The organism is Patulibacter sp. SYSU D01012, assembly GCF_017916475.1.
Classification (GTDB): Bacteria; Actinomycetota; Thermoleophilia; order Solirubrobacterales; family Solirubrobacteraceae; genus Patulibacter.
In genome coordinates, this window is the sequence record NZ_JAFMTB010000001.1 from 1,664,987 (window position 1) to 1,679,151 (window position 14,165).

At 78.1% G+C, this 14,165-nt stretch carries 11 protein-coding genes; 2 read left to right on the plus strand and 9 right to left on the minus strand.

Annotated features, from left to right (window positions below; translation table 11 throughout):
* Positions 1–17: 17 nt before the first annotated feature.
* Complete coding sequence (locus tag J3P29_RS07675; RefSeq protein WP_210492477.1) at positions 18–473, minus strand: hypothetical protein; 456 nt, start codon at positions 471–473, stop codon at positions 18–20.
* Between the two features lie 153 nt (positions 474–626).
* Entirely contained in the window at positions 627–2,531 is a 1,905-nt protein-coding gene (gene ilvD / locus J3P29_RS07680; protein WP_210492479.1) for a dihydroxy-acid dehydratase, read from the minus strand.
* A 91-nt stretch (positions 2,532–2,622) separates the two neighbouring features.
* Between ilvD and J3P29_RS20335 the strand changes: the two genes are divergently transcribed.
* Together J3P29_RS20335 and J3P29_RS07690 are read left to right on the plus strand one after the other, a co-directional pair.
* Positions 2,623–3,333, plus strand: coding sequence for a ComEA family DNA-binding protein (locus J3P29_RS20335; protein WP_210492480.1), 711 nt, complete (start codon positions 2,623–2,625; stop codon positions 3,331–3,333).
* Positions 3,330–5,675 (plus strand): ComEC/Rec2 family competence protein, encoded by a 2,346-nt coding sequence (locus J3P29_RS07690; RefSeq protein WP_210492481.1) that lies wholly within the window; start codon positions 3,330–3,332, stop codon positions 5,673–5,675. Before J3P29_RS20335 ends, J3P29_RS07690 begins: the two co-directional genes overlap by 4 nt.
* A gap of 47 nt (positions 5,676–5,722) precedes the next feature.
* On the opposite strand, the gene J3P29_RS07695 is transcribed toward J3P29_RS07690, so the two are convergent.
* From J3P29_RS07695 to J3P29_RS07725, 7 genes are all read right to left on the minus strand, one after another.
* Complete coding sequence (locus J3P29_RS07695; RefSeq protein ID WP_210492482.1) at positions 5,723–6,109, minus strand: helix-turn-helix domain-containing protein; 387 nt, start codon at positions 6,107–6,109, stop codon at positions 5,723–5,725.
* 122 nt (positions 6,110–6,231) lie between these two features.
* Complete coding sequence (locus tag J3P29_RS07700; RefSeq protein ID WP_210492483.1) at positions 6,232–6,975, minus strand: hypothetical protein; 744 nt, start codon at positions 6,973–6,975, stop codon at positions 6,232–6,234.
* A 128-nt stretch (positions 6,976–7,103) separates the two neighbouring features.
* On the minus strand, positions 7,104–7,655 hold the full coding sequence (locus tag J3P29_RS07705; RefSeq protein ID WP_210492484.1) for an RNA polymerase sigma factor: 552 nt from the start codon (positions 7,653–7,655) through the stop codon (positions 7,104–7,106).
* The gene (locus tag J3P29_RS07710) at positions 7,655–8,794 is read right to left on the minus strand and encodes a hypothetical protein (protein ID WP_210492485.1); all 1,140 of its coding nucleotides are present in this window, start codon (positions 8,792–8,794) and stop codon (positions 7,655–7,657) included. The genes J3P29_RS07705 and J3P29_RS07710 overlap by 1 nt, the downstream gene beginning before the upstream one ends.
* Before the next feature lie 26 nt (positions 8,795–8,820).
* Complete coding sequence (ftsH, locus tag J3P29_RS07715; RefSeq protein ID WP_210492487.1) at positions 8,821–10,833, minus strand: ATP-dependent zinc metalloprotease FtsH; 2,013 nt, start codon at positions 10,831–10,833, stop codon at positions 8,821–8,823.
* 219 nt (positions 10,834–11,052) lie between these two features.
* Positions 11,053–12,036: a hypothetical protein gene (locus J3P29_RS07720; protein ID WP_210492489.1), complete on the minus strand. Its 984-nt coding sequence runs from the start codon at positions 12,034–12,036 to the stop codon at positions 11,053–11,055.
* A 2-nt stretch (positions 12,037–12,038) separates the two neighbouring features.
* Positions 12,039–13,988 carry a hypothetical protein gene (locus J3P29_RS07725; RefSeq protein WP_210492490.1) on the minus strand — a complete coding sequence of 650 codons (1,950 nt, stop codon included), beginning with the start codon at positions 13,986–13,988 and terminating at the stop codon, positions 12,039–12,041.
* Positions 13,989–14,165: the final 177 nt, after the last annotated feature.

A 14,165-nucleotide genomic window follows, 5' to 3' on the forward strand; every position in this document is an offset into this window, starting at 1 on the left:
CGCGCCGCCCCGCCGGCTCAGCAGCCGAAGTGCTCCTGCGACCCCGCGACGAGCGTCGTCCCCTTCGCGGGGATCTGCATCGACGACATCACGTGGACGCAGGACCCGAGCTTGCCGGGCAGGTACACCGGGCCGGCGTAGTAGCTGTAGAACTTCCCGTCCGAGACGTACTGCGGCTTGCGGCGCTCGTTGCGCAGCGACACGTCGGTCCAGATCGGCGTGCCGACGAAGGTCGTCTTCCGCGTGACGGCGCAGTACTTGCCGGCGCCGGCGTTGTGCAGCAGGACGAGGCTGCCGTAGACCTTCGTGCCGAAGTTGACCGGGCGGCGGACGTAGACCTTGTAGCCGGCGCCGCAGACCTGCGCGGCGGTGTACGGGTTGGCGGCGGCGGAGGCCGGTGGCGCGCCGCCGGTCAGCGCGGCGGCCGCGCCGACGGCGGCGGTGGCGAGGAGGGCGGGCAGGCGGGGGACCATGCCCTCATCCTGCCCGGTCGTGGGCGGCGTATGCGCCGGATCCGCGGCGGCTCGTGTTCCGGATCGCGGGCGTAGAGGCCGGGTGATCCGGAACACGCCGGCCGGCGGCCCGCTACGGTCCGGACATCACGGCCCGGCCCGCCCGCGCCCCGCTCAGTCCCCCGCGATCCCCGCGTTGTTGCGCGCCTCGGCGGCCGCGGCCACGGCGCGCTCCACGGCGTTGACGTCGCGCATCGCGCCGGTGTCGGCCGACGTCGCCATCGCGGCGTAGGCGCGCAGGGCGGGGGAGACGACGCGGTCGCGGGCCGCCGGGACGTAGCCGCCGGCGGACTCCAGGCGCTCGCGGCGGTGGGCCAGCTCGGCGTTGTCGACCTGCAGCTCGATGCGGCGGTTCGGGATGTCGATGGCGATCGTGTCGCCGTTCTCCACCAGCGCGATCGCGCCGCCGGACGCGGCCTCGGGCGAGACGTGGCCGATCGACAGGCCGGACGTGCCGCCCGAGAAGCGGCCGTCGGTGATCAGCGCGCACGCGGCGCCCAGCCCGCGGCCCTTCAGGTACGAGGTCGGGTAGAGCATCTCCTGCATGCCCGGACCGCCGCGGGGGCCCTCGTAGCGGATGACGACGACGTCGCCCTCCTTCACGCCGCCGCCGAGGATGACGTCGACGGCCTCCTCCTGCGACTCGACGACGACCGCGGGGCCGGTGAAGGTCAGGATCGACTCGTCGACGCCGGCGGTCTTGACGACGCAGCCGCGCACGGCGAGGTTGCCGTAGAGGATGGCCAGGCCGCCGTCGAGCGAGTAGGCGTGCTCGATGTCGTGGATGCAGCCGTCGGCGGCGTCCGTGTCCAGCGACTCCCAGCGCTCGGACTGCGAGAACGCCTGCGCGGAGCGCTTGCAGCCGGGGGCGGCGTGGAACAGGTCCAGCGCGCGCTCGGACGGCTTGGGGCCGCGGACGTCCCACTCCGCCAGCCACTGCGTCAGGTTCGGCGCGTGGACGGCGTGGACGTCGTCGTGCAGCAGGCCGCCGCGGTGCAGCTCGCCGAGGATCGCCGGGATGCCGCCCGCACGGTGCACGTCCTCCATCAGGTACGTGCCGTTCGGCGCGACCTTGCACAGGCACGGGACGCGTTTGGACAGCTCGTCGATGTCCTGCATCGTGAAGTCCAGCTCGGCCTCCTGCGCGGCGGCGAGCAGGTGCAGCACGGTGTTCGTCGACCCGCCCATGGCGATGTCGAGCGCCATCGCGTTCTCGAACGCCTCGCGCGTCGCGACGTTGCGCGGCAGCACGGAGTCGTCGTCGCCGTCGTAGTAGCGGGAGCAGAGCTCGACGACGGTGCGCCCGGCGTCCTCGTACAGCGCCTTGCGGGCGGTGTGCGTGGCCAGCGTGGAGCCGTTGCCCGGCAGCGACAGGCCGAGGGCCTCGGTCAGGCAGTTCATCGAGTTGGCGGTGAACATCCCCGAGCACGACCCGCACGTGGGGCACGCGTGCTCCTCGATGATGGCGATGTCCTCGTCCGAGACCTCGTCGGCGACGGCCTCGGCGATCGCGGTGACGAGGTTCAGGCGCTTGCGGACGGTGCCGTCGACCAGGGTCGCGGTGCCGCCCTCCATCGGGCCGCCGGAGACGAACACGGTCGGGATGTTGAGCCGCAGCGCGGCGTTCAGCATGCCCGGCGTGATCTTGTCGCAGTTGCTGATGCAGATCAGCGCATCCGCGCAGTGCGCCTGCACCATGTACTCGACGGAGTCGGCGATCAGGTCGCGCGAGGGCAGCGAGTAGAGCATGCCGCCGTGGCCCATCGCGATGCCGTCGTCGACGGCGATCGTGTTGAACTCGCGCGCGATGCCGCCCGCGGCCTTCACCGCGTCGCAGACGATCGTGCCGACGGGCGCCAGGTGCGTGTGGCCGGGGACGAACTGGGTGTACGAGTTCGCGACCGCGACGATCGGCTTGCGCCCGATGTCGGCGGCGTCGACGCCCGAGGCGCGCATGAGCGACCGGGCGCCGGCCATGTTGCGCCCGTGGGTGACCGTCCGTGAGCGGAGAGGCGGCATCCCCCAAGGGTAGCCGGGCGGCACGGATTCGCCGCAGGACCGGCACATCTTCGGGGTCCCGTGCAACGCGCGCCGCCGTAGCGTCGCCGGGGTGCTCGACCATCCCTGGGTGCGGCTCGCCCTCGGCGTCCTGGCCGCCGCGGCGCTCGGCGCCCTGGCGGCGCGCGTGGCCGTGTCCGCCGGCGGCGGGACGGGGCCCGCGGCCGCGACGGCGGGCGGCGGCGCGGCGTCGGCGGGCGGGGCAGGCGCGGGACCGAGCGGCGGCTTCGGCGGCTTCGGCGAGGGCGGCGGGGCCGGCGGGTCGGGGGCCGCGGACGGCGCGGGCGGCGCCGGCGGGGCGACGGTCTCGGCCGCGCCGGGCGGCAAGGTCACCGTGCACGTGACCGGGGCAGTGCGGCGCCCGGGCGTCTACGCGCTGCGCGAGGGCGCGCGGATCTTCGAGGCGGTGCGGAAGGCCGGCGGGATGGACCGCGGCGCCGACCGGCAGGGCCTGAACCTGGCGGCGCTCGTGCGCGACGGGCAGCAGGTGCGCGTCCCCGAGCGCGCGCCGGCGCCGGCGGCCGCGGCGGGAACGGGGCGGGGGGCGGCGGGCGGCGCGGCCGCGGAGGCGCCGGTCGACCTGAACAGCGCGTCCCTCGAGCAGCTGCAGGAGCTCGAGGGCGTGGGCCCCGCGACCGCGGAGAAGATCCTGAAGCTGCGCGAGGAGCAGGGCGGCATCTCGAGCGTCGACGACCTGGACGAGGTGCCGGGGATCGGCCCGAAGACGATCGAGTCGCTGCGCACGCAGCTCGAGGGCGGATGACCGCTCGCTGGCCCCAGCACCACCTGCTGGCCTGGGCCGTCGCCGCGCTGATCGTGGGCGGCCGCTGGCCGCTCGCGCTGCCCGTCGTCTCGGCCCTCGCGTGGGCGACCCAGCCACGCTCCGGCTGGGCCGCCGCGGCCGTCGTCGTGGCGCTGCTGGCGGGCGTCGGCGGCGCGGCCCGGACGGCGCACGAGGCGGCGCAGGCCCGCGCGCCGCTCGCGGGCGGCGCGGCCGTCGGGCCGGACGAGCGCGTCGAGGTGCTCGAGGCCGCGACGCAGGCGCTCGACGGCCGCTGGCGGACCACCGCCCGGCTGCGCGACGCCACGGTCGAGCTGCGAACGCCCGTCGCCCGCGACCCCGGGGCGCTGCGCACGGGCCGGCTGGTGCGCGTGCGGGGCCGGCTGCGGCCGGTGTCCGAGCGGGCGCTCGGGGCGCGCAGCCGCGGGATCGCGCTGACGCTGGACGCGACGGTCGTCGGCGTCGCCGGCCGGCGCGGCGGGTGGCGGGGTGCGTTCGATCGCCTGCGCGAACGGGCGGAGGGGTCCCTGGCGTTCAGGCACGACGGCGCGGGCCGCACCGCGCTGTTGCGCGGCATGGTCCTAGGGCAGGACGAGGGGTTCACGCCGGAGCAGGAGGAGACGTACCGCCGCAGCGGCCTGTCGCACCTGGTGGCGGCCAGCGGCCAGAACGTCGCGTTCGTGGCCGCGCTCGTGATCGGGCTGGGCGCGGTGGCCGGCGTCGGGCGGCGGCCCCGGCTGCTGCTGGCGCTCGCGGCCGTCGCCGCCTACGTGCCGCTGGCGGGGGCGGGGCCGTCGATCCGCCGCGCCGGCGTGGCGGGCGTGCTGACGCTCTTGGCGCTGCTGCTCGGCCGCGCCGCCGACCGCTGGTGGGCGCTCATCGTCGCGGCGGGGGCGACGGTGCTCGTCGATCCGTGGTCGCCCGGGCAGCTCGGGTGGCAGCTGAGCTTCGCCGCGGTGGCGGGCCTGCTGCTGCTCGCCGACCCGCTCGCCGCCGCGGCGCGGCGCGCCGGCCTGCCCGGGTGGGCGGGCGTCGCGCTCGCCGTCCCGCTGGGGGCGGGGCTGGCGACGGCGCCGGTGCTCGCGGCGTCGGTGGGCGACGTGTCGGTGACGAGCCTCGTCGCGAACGTCGTGGTCGAGCCGGTCGTCGCCCCCGTGACGTGGCTGGGGATGGTCGCAGCCGCGCTGGGCCCCGAGGGCGCGCCGCTGACCGGCCTGATGGTGACGGCGACGACGCCGCTGCTGGACTGGATCGCCGGCGTGGCGGCGTGGGCGGCGACGCCGGGCTGGGCGGTGCTGCGACCCGGGGCGCTGACCGCCGCGCTGCCGCTGGCGGCGGTCGCCGCCGCGCTGCTCGCCGTCCACCGGCCGGCGGCCCTGGTGCGCGCGAGCGAGCGCCTGCGCCGCCGCCTGGCCGGCCATCCGGCGGGGCGCGCAGCGCTGCGCGTGGTGGCGGTGCGCGGGGCGGGGCCGGCGCTGGCGGCGGCGCTCGCCGGCGGGCTGCTGCTCGGCGGGCTGCGCCCCCGCCTGGGCGCGGCGGGCGCGGCGCCCCTGGTGCGCGACGGGGTCGTGGTGCTCGACGTCGGGCAGGGCAGCGCGACGCTGCTGCGCGACGGCGACGCGGCGGTCCTGGTGGACGCCGGGCCGGCGGACGGGCGCGTCGTCGACCGCCTGGCGGCGCAGGGGGTCACGCGGCTGGACGCGCTCGTCCTGTCCCACGCCGCGGCCGACCACACCGGCGGCGCCCCCGCCGTCGTCCAACGCCTGCGGCCGCGGCTGCTCGTCGATGGGCGCAGCGGCCATCCCGATCCCGCCGCCGCGGTGGCCGCCGACCTGGTCGCCGCGCGCGGGGGGCAGGTGGTCGCGGCGCGCAGCGGCCTGCGGATCGGCGCCGGGCGGCTGGTCGCCGAGCTGCGCTGGCCGCCGCCGCGTCCCGGGGCCCCGCCGGCGGGGGAGGACCCCAACGACCGGGCGGTGGTGGTGCGCGCCCAGGTGGCCGGGCTGCGCGTGCTGGTGCCGAGCGACCGCGAGGGCGCGCCGCTGCGGCAGGCCGCCGGCGGCCCGGTCGACGTGCTCGTCCTGCCGCACCACGGCAGCGAGGACCCGGACGTGCCGCGGCTGCTGCAGGCGCTGCGCCCGCGCGTGGCGGTGGCGCAGGTGGGGCGCGGCAACTCCTACGGCCACCCGGCGCCGCCGACGGTCGCGGCGGTGCGCGCCGCGGGCGTCGCGCTGCGGCGGACCGACCGCGACGGCAGCGTCGGCCTGGCCGCCCTGCCGGACGGGGCGGTGGCGGTGCGGGCGAGCGGGGCGGGGGAGCCGCGGTGACGCGCGACCCCGTCGCGCGGCCGGCCGGCGCGCGCCGGCGCCGCGGCTCAGGCGGCGGTGCCGGAGCCGGGCAGGCGGACGCCCTTGCCCTCCGGCTCGAGCTCGCCCGTGCGCTTCAGCCGGCTGACCGTCGAGGCGACGACGGTGCGCTTCATGCCCGTCTCGCGCGCGATCTCGGCGGCGGTCACCCCCGGCCGCTGCGCGATGACGGCCATGATCGTCCGCTTGTTCGACCCCTGGCGCTGGCGCGGCTCGGCGGGCTTCGTGGCGGTGCGCCCCTCGCTCGCGGCGAGGATGGCCTGCAGGCGCTCGGCCTCCTCCAGGTACGGCCGCAGCTCCTCCAGCCGCGCCTTCACCGTCTCGATGACGCTCCCGACGACGTCGTCGCCCGCGGGGGCGGTCTCGGTGCTCGCGACGGTCTTCTTCGGGGCCACTGCTACCTCGGGGGACTCGGGGACGTCCGGCGTCGCCGTCGTCGAGCATCGGGACGCGCTCGCGTGACGGTCGTTCACACCATGATGACGACCCGGCGCGACGTCGCGCGCCCCCGAGGGCGTCAGCACCCGTCCGCCGCCGGCACGACGGCGCAGTCCCGGGCGGGCGCGCCCGTGCGCCGACCGTGCGCGTCCCGTGGCCGCACGACCGGCGCGGCCACGCGCCCCCGCACCGCCACGGCGAACGCGCGCAGCCCGTCGGCGCCCGGGACCGGCGCCGTGGTCGCCGCGCGGCGGCGGCCGCCGACCGTCACGACCACCCGGCGCACCCGACGGCCGGCGACCCCGGCGACCAGCAGCCCTCCGGGCACGGCGGCCGACGCCGGCACGACCCCGCCGCGGGGCGGCGCCGCCCGGCAGTCCGTCGTCAGCGCGGCGCCGGCCGCGGCGCCGCCCGAGAGCGACAGCACCGGGCAGATCCGGCCGCCGCGGCGACCGACCCGCAGCGTCCACGCGGTCCCGCCGGCCCGCCCCTGCAGCACCGTCCGCGGCGCGACGTCCGCCGCGCGGCGCTCGCCGCCGCGGCGGGTGAGCGCGGTGGCCGTCGCCCCGACGGTGCAGCCGATCGCGGCCAGCACGACGGCGCGCCGCAGCACGCGCGGCCACGCCCGCCCCGCGCGGGCGACGTCCCGCTTCGCCCGGCGTTCCTCCGCCGCGGTCCCCTCCGCCGCGGTCCCCTCCGCCGCGATCGCCGCCGTCGCGACGGCGAGCACTCGCGCCTCCATCTCGGCGAGCATCGGCAGCCCCGGGTCGTACGGCGGGAGCGCCTCGAGGCCGGGGAGGGGCGGGGTCGGCGGCGCGGGCACGGGCGGCTCCGTCGGCGGGGTCGGGGTGCGGCGCGCGGGGCGCGGCGACGGGGTACGGCGCTGGAGGCGCGCGGACGGCGCGGCGGGCGAAGCGTCGGGTGCGCCGCCGCGGGGCGGGCGAGAGCCCGTCATCGGTCCTCCCGCCAGGCGTCGAAGGCCGGACCGACGCGGCGGTGCAGCTGCCGCATGGCGCGCATCACGCGGGCGCGGGCGGCGTCCTGGCGGATCCCCAGGCGCTCGGCGATCGTCGCGTAGCTCAGGCCCTCGACGACGTGCATCCGCACCGCCGCGCGGGTGTCCTCGGGCAGGTCGCCCAGGCCCTCCGTCACCGCGGTGCGCAGCGTCAGCGTGCCGGCGAGCTCCTCGACGCGGTCCAGCTCGGCGTCCGTCAGCGCCCGCGGCACCCGGATGCCGTCGCGCGCGTGGTCGCTCGCGCGCTGCTCCCGCACCTGGGCCGACGCCAGCGCCGACAGGGCGATCCGCCAGAGCCAGCCGCTCAGCTCCTCCTCGGTCTCCCCGCGGAACTGCGCGCGGCGCGCGACGACCGTCTCGAACGTGTCGGCGACCAGATCGACCGCCAGCTCGGGATCCTGCACCCGGCGCTGGAAGAAGACGAGCAGGCGCTGCGCGTGGCGGCGGTAGAGCGCCGTGATGCGCTCCGCGTCGAGCAGGAGCGGCACTACGGGCCCCCGACGCCGGCCGCGCGGGCGCCCTTCGCGCCGGCGTTCGCCGCGCCGGCGCCGTCCGCCCCCGGACCGTCCGCCCGGCCCCCGGCCGTCCGCGCGGCGATGCTGCCGACGTCGACGGCGCTCAGCGTCGCGCTCAGGCGCGCCGCCCGCGCCCGCTCGGCGGCCAGGAACGCGCCCAGGTCGACGCCCCGGTCGGCCGGCAGGAACCCCTCGCGCGCCACGGTCCGGCGCCAGGCGCCGGAGTCGACGACCGTGCCGATCCGGCGGCGCAGCGCGGCCGCGTCGGCCGCCCCCGTGCCGCCGGGCGCCAGCAGCACCACCCAGCGCACCGGCGGCCGGCCGCCCGGCCAGGCGCCCGTCAGGCGCCGCAGCCGGCCCCTCGCCCGGGGGTCGCGCGGCGCGCCGCGGGTGCCGACGAGCACCGCCACCTCGCGGTCCACGATCCCCTCGGCCGCCTCGCGCGCCGAGCCGTAGGGCCGGTAGGACACGGTGCCCTCCACCCGCGCGTCGCGGACCAGCGACGCGAGCGCGGCCCGCGACCACGAGTCGTCGCCCAGCCCGAACAGCCGGGCGTGCGGGGCCGCGCGCAGCCCGCGCGCCAGCTGCGGCACGGTCCGCAGCGGCGACGCGCGCGCCACGTCCAGCACGAGCGGATCGCCGGCCACGAGGGCCACCGGCCGCGCCGACGCCAGGCGCGCCCACGCCCGCTCGGCCCGCGCGGCGACGCCCGGCACGATCGCCTCCTCGCGGTCGCGCTGCAGCTGCACGAGCGTCTGCGGCGTCAGGACGAGCAGCCGGCGGCGGCTGCCGGCGCCGAACCCCAGCACGGACTCGACGGCGCTCGTCGTCGCGCCGCCCAGGCGCTCCAGGCGCACGCGGCCGCGGCGGCTCGCGCCGGGCGCCCGCTCCAGCCGCCGGGCCAGGCCGCCGGCCAGCAGCGCGACGGGGTCGTCCGCCTCGGTGCCGGCGATCGCCAGCCGCAGGCCGGTCCGCTGCTCCGCCGCGTCGGCGCGGGGCGCGAGCGGGCGGAAGGGGTGACGGACCAGGTCGGCGACGGCGAACGCGCCGACGGCCAGCAGCAGCGCCGGCCACGCCAGGCGGGGGAGGAGCGCCGAGCGCCCGGGCGCCATCCGCTCCTCCCGTCCGCCGCCGGGGATCAGGCCGGCTGGTGGCCCTCGTTGTGCGCGCGGTCGACGCCCGCGGCCAGCGTGCCGCCCCGGGCGGCCGGCAGCTCGATCTGCTCGATCGGGCGCTCCTTGACCCCGCCGAGGAGCGCGTCGAGCGCGTGGCCGGACAGCGTCTCGAACTCGACGAGGCTGCGGGCGACCTCCTGGACCGTGGGCCAGTTCTCCTGCAGGACGACCTTGGCGCGCGCCTCGGCCTCGAGGACGATGCGGGCGACCTCGCCGTCGATGACGTTGAGCGTCTCGGGGCCGATCGAGCCCATGTCCTGCAGCGCGGCGCCGAGGAAGACCTCGCCCGCCGGCTCGCCGACGGTCACGTGGCCCAGACGGTGCGACATGCCGAACGACGTGACCATCGAGCGGGCGAGCTTCGTCGCGGCGTGCAGGTCGTCGCTGACGCCGGTGGACTCCTCGCCGAACTCGATCAGCTCGCCCGCGGTGCCGGCCATGATCGCCGCCATCTGGCGCTCCAGGTCGCGGCGCCCGTGCATCACGGCGTCCTTGTCGGTCATCATCGACGCCGCGGTGCCGAGCTGGCGGCCGCGGGCGACGATCGACAGCTTCTGCGCCGACACCGTCTGGCCGATCGCGCGGGTCACCACGGCGTGGGACGCCTCGTGGACGGCGATCGTCCACTGCTCGTCCTCGGTCAGGACGTGGCGCTTGGCGGGGCCGGCGACGACGCGGTCGATGGCCTCCTCGAGCGTCTTCTGGTCGATGACCTCGCGGCCCTCGCGGACGGTCAGCAGCGCGGCCTCGTTGACCAGGTTGGCCAGCTCGGCGCCCGAGAAGCCGGGGCACAGCTTGGCGACCTCGAGCAGGTCGACCTCCTCGGCGAACTGGCGGCCGCGGGCGTGCAGGGACAGGATCTCCAGGCGGCCGTGCACGTCGGGCAGGTCGACGACGACCTGGCGGTCGAAGCGGCCCGGGCGCAGCAGCGCCGGGTCGAGGATGTCGGGGCGGTTCGTCGCGGCCATCACCACGACGCCGGCGTCGCCGCCGAAGCCGTCCATCTCGACCAGCATCTGGTTGAGCGTCTGCTCGCGCTCGTCGTTGCCCTGACCCACTCCGGCGCCGCGCTTGCGGCCGGCGGCGTCGATCTCGTCGATGAAGATGATCGACGGGGCCGCCTTCCGGGCCTTGGCGAACAGGTCGCGGACGCGGGCGGCGCCGACGCCGACGAGCGACTCGACGAACTCGGCGCCGGACGCGGAGAAGAACGCGGCGTCGGCCTCGCCGGCGGTGGCGCGGGCGAGCAGCGTCTTGCCGGTGCCCGGAGGGCCGACGAGCAGGACGCCCTTCGGGGCCGCGGCGCCCTGCGACAGGTACTTGGACGGGTCGTCGAGGAAGTCGCCGATCTCGCGCAGCTCGGCGAGCGCGCCGCCGGCGCCGGCGACGGAGTCGAACGTGATGGACGAGCCGCCCTTCTTGCGCTTGCCCTTCCCGCGGAAGGAGGAGAAGGACGCGATGCCGCCGCTGGCGTCCTGGCCCTGGCGGGTGAAGAACGCGAAGAGGGTGACGAGCAGCAGGATCGGCAGCAGGAACTGGACGACGATCGACCGCACCGGCTTGCCGGCCTGCGGGTCGATGCTGGCCTGGGCGCCCGAGCGGTGCAGGCGCAGCAGCAGGTCGTTCGTGGCGGTGTCCGAGGACGGGTAGTCCGCGTAGACCTCCATGCCGTTGTCCAGGCGCGCGACGACCTGGTGGTCGCGGTCGAGCAGCGTCGCGGTGCGCACCCGCTCGGCGCGGGCCAGGCTCAGGACGTTGCTGTAGGAGACCTCCTGGCCGTGGCCCTGCGGCTTCAGCGAGCCGAGCAGGCTGAAGAACGTGATCGCCGTGGCGATGGCGGCCACGAGGAGGAACAGCGCCATCCTGTCGCGCGTCAGCCACTTCCAGGCGCCGCGGCCGACGTCGGCCGCGATGGTCAGCGCCTCGCGGGCGGGGGAGCGCTTGCGGTGTTTTGCGGCTAGGCGCGGATTGCTCACGGGGTCTCGCTGCGGGGTCGTCGTGGGGCGCGCTCCGGTGTCAACACCGGAGGTCGGGCCGGGGGAGTGGGCGGCCGTCCGTGTCGGGGCAGGACGGGCGCATCACACGCGCGCCGCACCATAGCCCGTCGTGTACATCCGGCCGTCGAATTCGCGTGACGTTCACGGAACGATCACAATGCGCGTTCACGAACCGGACGTTCGGCCAGGAGGGGGTCGTCAGGGGCGCACGCGGAGCCGCGCGCGGACGCGCGTCGAGCCCGCGATCCCGTCCCTCAGGCGCAGGGTGAGGGTGACCGTCACGCGGGCGGTGCGGCCGCCGCGCAGCCGTCGCCCGTCTCCGGGGACGGGACGCAGGAGGACCGACGCCGCACCGGCGCGGCGGACGCGCGCGGCGCCCCACGCCACGGTGCGCGTCCGGCCGCCGGCACGCACCGTGGCGGCGGCCTCGAGCCGGCCGCCAGCGGGCACCTGCACCTGCGCGGCGATCGCGCGGCCCGGGCGGGCGCTCAGCGTCGGGGCGACCAGCCGCGGCCGCCCGGCCGGGCCGGCGGCGCGCTTGTGGAAGGCGCAGCGGAAGCGGCCGGGCGCGCCGACGGGGCTGCCGCCGGCGAACCCGCCGCGGTCGCGGTTGTCGTAGACCGTGACGACCTGCAGCGTCGCCGGCGCGGGGTTGGCGTTCGAGCCCGCGGCGGCGCTGCCCGTCGTCGTGGTGAAGGGCGTCGAGGAGATCTCGCGCAGGTCCTGGCCGGCGTCGACGAGCGCGGTCGACGGCCGGTCGTCGCGCCGCCCGGAGAGCCGCACGCGCGGGGCAGCGCCGAGGAGCTGCGCCGCGCTGGGCAGCCAGCCGCCGGCGCGGACGCACGCCTGCGACGCCGCGGCGACGGTGCCCGTCCCGCGGACGTCGCGGTCCAGGCACCACGTGCCCAGCGCGGCGGCGCCCGACGGGCAGCCCAGGCGCGCGCGGTCGGCGCTCGTCGTGCCGATCCGGGCGGCGGTGCGGGCCTTCGCGACCGTGGGGATGGCGTCGGCGGGCAGCTTGGCGTCGCGGTCCAGCCGCACGACGCGGCCGGGCGCCGGGTCGCGCACGGGGACGTCGGCGGCGCCGCCGAAGCTCGTCCCGGTGGCGGCGAAGACGGCGGCCGTCGTGGCGGTCGCGAGGGCGAGGCCGCCGAGGGCGGTGGGGAGGGCGGGGGCGCGCACGGTCAGCGGTCCTTCGGGGCGGGGCGGCGCGGGCCGGCGACCCGGACGCGGAAGCGGAAGCTCGCGACGTTGCCGGCGGCGTCCTGGGTGCGGACGACGATCGAGCGGCGTCCGCCGGTGGCGTACGCGTGGCTCGCCCGCCGGGTGCGGCCCTCGGTCGTCTCGTCGTCGCCCCAGTCGACCGTCGTGCCGCCGGGCGCGACGCCGGACGCCCGCTTGCCGCCGGGGTCCTTCACGGTCACGCGGACGCGCCGACCCGCGACCGTCGCGGTGGCGACGGGGCGCCGCCGGTCGGTGCCGAACGTCGCCTCGGGCGACGCGGTGTCGCCGCCGCCGGTGCGGCTGGTGGCGACGATCTGCACGCGGTGGGTGCCGTCGCGCAGCGCGCCGGTCGGCACGCGGAACGTGCGCGCGAAGACGCGGCGGGCGACGACCCGTCCGTCGACCCGCACGGTGTAGTGGCGCGGCCGCGGGTCGTTGACCGGCGGCATCCAGGCGACGAGCGGCCGCCGGGCGTTCGTCCAGTCGCCGGGCGTCTCGACGACGAACGGCACGGGCGGCGCGTCGACGCGGGCGACGGCGATCTGGCGCTCGTCGGCCTGCCCCTGCCCGAAGGCGACGAGGGCGTTGCCGTTGCCGGCGCCGGCGAGGTCGAGCTCGGTGACCGGCCCGCCGGCGCGGCCGGACACGCCCTGCGTGCTCGTCACCGTCGCGGCGTCGAGCTCGCGGACGACGACGCGGCCGCCGCCCTCGCCCGTGGCCGCCGCGACGACGCCGCGGGCGTCGACGCCCTGGGCGGCCACCGGGGCGGGAGTGGCCAGGGCAGGCCCCAGGTCCGCCAGGGCGGGCGCCGACGCCTGGCTGCCCTGCGCGATCCGCAGGGACCCGGTCTGCTCCCAGGCGGTCAGCAGGCCGAAGCGGCCGCCCAGGCCGACGCTGGGCGCGCCCGGGGCGCCGCCGCCGTCGCCGACGGGCTGCGCCTCGCCGAAGCTGCGGCCGTTGCCGCTCTCGGGCTCGTCGAGCTGCGCGACGAGCACGCGCGGCGGCAGCGCGCGGACGCTCGGGTCGGGCTGCTGGCGCAGCGCCACCACGGCGCGCCCGGCGTCGGTCATGCGGACGGCCAGCGCGTCGGCGGCCCCGCGCTGCGGCGCGCCCCCGAGCGTCGTCGGACTGACCGGCAGCACGGTCCCCAGGCGCGAGCCGAAGACGCGGCGCGCCCACACGCGGTCCTGCAGCTGCTCGTCCGGCTCCTGCCAGGCGACCACGGCGTCGCCGTCGGCGGCGATCGCCACCTTCGGCCCGCTGGCGGCGGTCGGCTGGCGCAGCGGGGTGGTCGCGACGCGGTTGGCGGGCACGCCCAGGCCGCTCCAGCGCGAGCCGTCGAAGCGGGCGAGCTTGATCTGGCTCGTCACGTACCCGGCGCCGAGCACCGGGTGGGTGAAGGCGGTGACCTTCTCGTACGCCAGGATCGCGTCGCCGCCGGGCGCCATCGCGAGCGCCGGGTACGCGGCGCGCGCGTCGCCGATCGTGAAGTCGACGAGCGTGGGCGGCAGGAACCGCGAGCTGCCGCGCGGCAGGACCGCGGAGTACAGCGAGTCCTGGTTCGGCGGTCCCTGCTGCACCCAGGTGACGACGAGGCGGCCGTCGTTCGCCGCGCCGATCCGCGGCCAGGACGACGTGAAGCGCTGGCCGACGTCCACCCGCTGCGGCGCGTCCCACGTCTCGCCGTCGTAGCGCGCGGCGTAGACGTGGGGGACGCCCGCCTCGTAGCGGCGGAAGACGACGCCGCCGGTGCCGTCGGGCGCCATCGCGACCCCGCCGAGGTCGGCGATGGCGGGATCGGGGCCGGCGATCGTCGTGGCCGCGCCGACGCGGGCGTCGGCGGCGGCGGGCACGGCGAGGGCGGCGACCGTGGCCGCGACCACGAGCGCCGCGGGGAGGGGGCGCGACATCGGCGGGCACGGTAGCCCAGCGTCATGGGGTGTTCACGCCGTCGCGAGCGGTTTCACCCCCTGGTCACAACGCCGCGGACGTTCGGTCGATGCCGTCGGCGGGACGGTTCACCGGACGGTCACGCGGCGGTCACGCCGCGGATCCATGACGACAGCGCGGCAACCGACCGGGCGTCT

Excerpts from the sequence above, each read along its gene's own strand:
- J3P29_RS07675 (WP_210492477.1), bottom strand. The coding sequence starts at position 473 with ATGGTCCCCCGCCTGCCCGCCCTCCTCGCCACCGCCGCCGTCGGCGCG.
- J3P29_RS07710 (WP_210492485.1), bottom strand. The coding sequence starts at position 8,794 with ATGGCGCCCGGGCGCTCGGCGCTCCTCCCCCGCCTGGCGTGGCCGGCG.
- J3P29_RS07725 (WP_210492490.1), bottom strand. The coding sequence starts at position 13,988 with ATGTCGCGCCCCCTCCCCGCGGCGCTCGTGGTCGCGGCCACGGTCGCC.
- ilvD (WP_210492479.1), bottom strand. The coding sequence starts at position 2,531 with ATGCCGCCTCTCCGCTCACGGACGGTCACCCACGGGCGCAACATGGCC.
- J3P29_RS07690 (WP_210492481.1), top strand. The coding sequence starts at position 3,330 with ATGACCGCTCGCTGGCCCCAGCACCACCTGCTGGCCTGGGCCGTCGCC.